Consider the following 4,451-nt stretch of genomic DNA (forward strand, 5'->3'; position numbering starts at 1 on the left):
GTTTTAGGGTTCTGTTTTGCTCTCACAGGTGCAAGATTTTGAGAGAATCGTCGTTCAAAACCTTGCGTCTTCATCGGCCCGCGTCCTGTAGGGGCGAAGCATTCGGACAATAACCTATCGGTGAAACCGTAGATTTTCTATCCGAATGCTTCGCCCGTACTTTTTCAGCAGACCCTACTTATTTTTCATCTTTTGGCTTTCTGTTGTTGATGCAGATTTCGATCGATCCCCATACCAGAACGTTTACCGCAGGTGCGATCGCATCGTGCGGTGCAACTACCGAGACTACATTACAAACAACTAAGGCGGAAACCTTAATGACGGCGATTTTGGTGATTTTCATACTACGTCTCCATGCGTAGACAAAAATCAGGTCTTTTCGCGATGGATAATTGTAGTCATTTCTGCCACACCTTTGACTAATATAACACATCAGATCGCAATCTGTCCAAAAGAATTAGACTTTTGGCTTCAAATAAACAAGTCGGTTAGTCCAATCCTGCTTTCCTTGCAGTTCCCACAAGGCTAAAAGCGAACGGATCAAAAGACCGAAATTGCTAGGGGGAATAGACTCATAATCGATAAAAATAACGCCGCTATGACTTTTCCAAGCTTCTCCCCATTCCCACAAAAGCGGGGGAATACTGTTCTGGTCGTAGGTTACTAGAGTTAATCGGGCTTCAGCCGCCGCTTTTAAGACGATTTCATCCGAATAGCCCAAATATCTACCTTTTTGCCAAGTTATTAGGGGAAAAATCGAGATTTCTGGACGTTTATAACTAATTTGTTCGGCAACCGTCGGAGAAATATGTTCATCCAATAAAAAAGATAGCATTTTAGCTATTCCCCGCTCAAATCAGCAGAAACCGTCATTGTTTCCAATTGCGGTAAGAGCCGCTTTATCGTCGTTTCATTCATCGCTTGAGCATCGGAAATCGCAGTTTGGACTTCGGACCGATAGGCTTCGGCATAGAGCAGGGCAGAGCGTACCCATTCCAGGGGTCGATGAAAATGTGCCGCCGTTTTTTCTTCATCTAGTCCGTAGCTTTGAGCGATTTGAATTACTTCCCACAGAGCCAAACTGGAGTTTTTTAGGTAGGGCTGCCGCCCCAAAGGAGAATGGCGAAATTCAATATAGGGGAACTCGCTTTCTCGGAGGGATTCCTCGATTAAAATCGCACCGGTTTCGCTAGGGGTTTTTCCTAATCGGCGGGCTAACCGTTTCAGTCTTTCTGCTGTGTGGTCGGGCAGTCTGGTGCTAACAACTTGGGACATCAATTTTTTTAACTTTTAATTACACTGTTTACAGTGTAACTCAACTCATCCTGCCAATGCCATTAAAGAATTGACCGTTCACCGAAAAATTAGGACTAATACTAAATCCGTTGAGTACAGGCTAGTTATGAGGAGAGGCAAAAGGCAAAAGGGGGAATAAATAATCAGTTTTTAATAACCAGATTTAGTACAAGGTAGTGGCGCGGAGAAAAACCTTTTCTTTGAGTATTACCATAAGATAAATTTATATTGTTGTGACAATCTATAAGCATCTGAGGGGGTAAGACAATCGCTAAAATCCTTATTCTCTCGTTGACCCCCTCGGATGCCCTTGTACTTCTTTTGTCTATTGCCTATCCTGATATGTAGCCTATACTTAACGGATTTAGTATGACCAACTGGTTGAGAGGTTAAACCATCTCAAAAGCTGAGAGCAAACATCTTGATCTGTATTTTCTCAACCAGTCAAATCAAGCAAAAATCCTAATAATAATTACCGACTTTGCGATGGTGAACAGCCGTTAAACTATCAGGTTTAGAAACGCGACCATCGGTGACTTTATTGTAAACAATCCAGTGGTCAGCACATTCCATGCGACTAGCGACCTCACATTCTAAATAAGCGAGAGCATCGGCTAAAATTGGGGAACCATTATTAGCGGTGCGAGTATTGACTCCTGCAAAACGATCTTCCCCAGGTCCGAAACGTTTTAAAAAGTGTTTCATCAGGGTTTGATAATTGCCTTCTTCCAGAATATTTAAAATGAATTGATCCCCCACTTGCATTAAAGACTCGATCGCCCGATCTTTGGCCACAGCAACGGTAAAACCGGGGGGATCAAAACTTGCTTGCGTCACCCAAGAAGCGACCATTGCACCGCTTCTGTCTCCTTTCTTGGTGGTAATAATATATAAGCCACCACTAATCCGTCCGATGGCTTTATCGAGGTCAGTATCGAGGGATTTTCTTTGTTTAACTTTTACCTCTTGGGTTAATAGTTGTCCCATGTCTGTACCCGCTTCTTCACAGCGTTGATAGAGACTCTCGTTAGGAGTTTCTGTGCTACGAATGGGATCAAAAGCTTTGGTTAAACCAACTTCACGAAACTTATTAAATAGAGGTAAAATTGATTCATCATCACCCCCTTGAGATTCAAACATTCCGAGGTATTGTTTGGGGTTAACCGAGGCGAGAATTGTGCCTAGATTACCCGTAATTTCTTGGGCATGAATACCAGAAACGGGGGGAGTACCGATGACGATTCCCACCGCAGAAGAAGCTAATTCTTTTACCTCCTGGGGATCGGCGGATTTCAGGTCTAAAGTTTCTACAGCCAAACCAGTTTTAGTAATACCTTTGGCAATCGATTGACAGAGGCGATCGCTATAACCATAGTCGGCAATGTAGAAAACAGCGACGGTTTTTTCTGCCTTAGTTTGTGCTTGACTCCAATCACGATAACGGGTCAATAATTCAGTAACATTATGTTTTAATACTGGTCCATGACCATTAGCCACGAGATTAATATTACCTAGGGGTTCCATCCGTTTCATCGCCGCTAGTACCGAGCGAGCATTAGGAGCCATTAAACATTCATAATAGAAGCGATAATCTGGTTCAATAGCACTTAATTGCTCATCGTAAATATCATCGGAACAGTAGTGCATTCCAAAAGCATCACAGGTAAATAAAATTCCCGAACCGTGATCGTAGGTAAAGATAGTATCGGGCCAGTGTAAATTAGGAGCGTTAACAAATTCGAGAATGTGACCATTGCCTAGGTCTAACTGATCGCCATTTTTGACCAGTTGACGTTGAAAGGGATGATGAACTAAATTCTCTAAAAACTGAATTGCTACCTTCGACCCAACGACGGTAATATTGGGAGCGAGTTGTAGCAGATCTTTGACTAAACCACTGTGATCAGGTTCAGTATGACTGATAATTAAATAATCGATTTCTTGGGGGTTAATTAATCCGTTGAGACTATCAAAATATAGTTGACGGAATTTTTCGTGAGAGGTATCCACAAGGGCGATTTTTTCCCCACGAATCAGATAGGAGTTATAAGTCGTACCGTTTTGTAATCCGAATTCAATATCGAAGCGATCGCGATCCCAATCGAGGGAACGAATAGCGGTGGTGTCTGCGGTGAGATTGGCCACCTGCACGGTAAGACGTTTTGTTTTGACTGGTGTAGCAACCATCGAACCCCTCCTTATTGTTAAGTTTTTTATACTTTGTCTCTATTGTGCCACGAGGAAATAAGATATGGGGATTTATTTTCCCATAATTACTGATAAGTAGGGAGGCACAATTATTTGTAGGATGGGTTAGCGGTAGCGCAACATGATCTGGCGTTGGGTTGAAGCATGAAACCCAACCTACGTTCTGATAACAGTTATCTTAATGCTCAGGTGGGAGTCGATCGTCGATAGCGAATTAGCTTATACTTCATCTTTATGAGAAACGCTCTCTAGGGATCTGTGTGGGGAAATGGCTGTTATACACTCGAGTCAAGTTAAATTGGACAACTAGCGATCGCTTTTCGGCGGAAACAGGGAATTAGACAAGAAATGCTAATAAGCTAAGACGCATTTAAACCGCTTATTCTTAGATTAGCAGCCAGATTCAGACAAGAAAGGCTCATGTGCCTTGCCTACACTCTATTACTTGTCTTAGATGTCTGTATAATTTGCTATATTTTTAGATGAGCTTATCATGATTTCCCGATCCAATCCACCCAGTAAAGTTACTTTAGAATTTGGGTTACAAGTTGAGGGTAAAACGGTGATTCCTTTGCTGACAAAAGATTCAGCACAAGCTAATATTAAAGTTGCTATTGAATGGCAATTTAACCAAGATAAGGGAGGTTAGTATGCAAGTTCAAATCGAAAAACGCTATTACACACCTGAAGAATACTGTCAGCTAGAAGAAACAGCAGAATACAAAAATGAATATCTAGATGGAGATATTATTCCTATGACGGGAGCAACAATCAATCATAATCTGATTGCTGGTAATTTTTATAAAAATTTTCCGACTAAGATTAACAATCAAGATTATTGGGCTTTTATGAGTGATGTACGGTTATGGATGCCAAGATATCGCTTTTATACTTATCCTGATGTCATGGTGATTAAAGACAAACCATTATATGAAGGAAAAGGCACA

The 4,451-nt window shown here is 41.7% G+C and carries 6 protein-coding genes; 2 read left to right on the forward strand and 4 right to left on the reverse strand.

The genetic code is table 11. The annotated features are described in order from the left end of the window. Positions 1-178: 178 nt before the first annotated feature. The 4 genes from O9290_RS11050 to O9290_RS11065 form a co-directional block, all read right to left on the reverse strand. Positions 179-343, reverse strand: a complete 165-nt coding sequence (locus O9290_RS11050) for a hypothetical protein (RefSeq protein WP_288055218.1) — start codon at positions 341-343, stop codon at positions 179-181. 114 nt (positions 344-457) lie between these two features. Further along, on the reverse strand, positions 458-835 hold the full coding sequence (locus O9290_RS11055; RefSeq protein WP_002774995.1) for a DUF5615 family PIN-like protein: 378 nt from the start codon (positions 833-835) through the stop codon (positions 458-460). A 5-nt stretch (positions 836-840) separates the two neighbouring features. Then, positions 841-1,275 carry a ribbon-helix-helix domain-containing protein gene (locus tag O9290_RS11060; protein WP_002774994.1) on the reverse strand — a complete coding sequence of 145 codons (435 nt, stop codon included), beginning with the start codon at positions 1,273-1,275 and terminating at the stop codon, positions 841-843. A gap of 483 nt (positions 1,276-1,758) precedes the next feature. Beyond that, positions 1,759-3,483 (reverse strand): diflavin flavoprotein, encoded by a 1,725-nt coding sequence (locus O9290_RS11065; protein WP_288055220.1) that lies wholly within the window; start codon positions 3,481-3,483, stop codon positions 1,759-1,761. A gap of 514 nt (positions 3,484-3,997) precedes the next feature. Here O9290_RS11065 and O9290_RS11070 point away from each other — a divergent pair. After that, complete coding sequence (locus O9290_RS11070; protein WP_002762885.1) at positions 3,998-4,153, forward strand: CU044_2847 family protein; 156 nt, start codon at positions 3,998-4,000, stop codon at positions 4,151-4,153. A gap of 1 nt (position 4,154) precedes the next feature. Then, positions 4,155-4,451 (forward strand): Uma2 family endonuclease (locus tag O9290_RS11075; protein ID WP_271987681.1); only part of this gene is annotated, 297 nt, incomplete at its 3' end.

Origin of the sequence: Microcystis sp. LE19-41.2A, from assembly GCF_027530405.1 — a bacterium.
GTDB classification, from domain to species: domain Bacteria; phylum Cyanobacteriota; class Cyanobacteriia; order Cyanobacteriales; family Microcystaceae; genus Microcystis; species Microcystis aeruginosa.

Excerpts from the sequence above, each read along its gene's own strand:
- O9290_RS11050 (WP_288055218.1), bottom strand. The coding sequence starts at position 343 with ATGAAAATCACCAAAATCGCCGTCATTAAGGTTTCCGCCTTAGTTGTT.
- O9290_RS11055 (WP_002774995.1), bottom strand. The coding sequence starts at position 835 with ATGCTATCTTTTTTATTGGATGAACATATTTCTCCGACGGTTGCCGAA.
- O9290_RS11060 (WP_002774994.1), bottom strand. The coding sequence starts at position 1,275 with ATGTCCCAAGTTGTTAGCACCAGACTGCCCGACCACACAGCAGAAAGA.
- O9290_RS11065 (WP_288055220.1), bottom strand. The coding sequence starts at position 3,483 with ATGGTTGCTACACCAGTCAAAACAAAACGTCTTACCGTGCAGGTGGCC.
- O9290_RS11070 (WP_002762885.1), top strand. The coding sequence starts at position 3,998 with ATGATTTCCCGATCCAATCCACCCAGTAAAGTTACTTTAGAATTTGGG.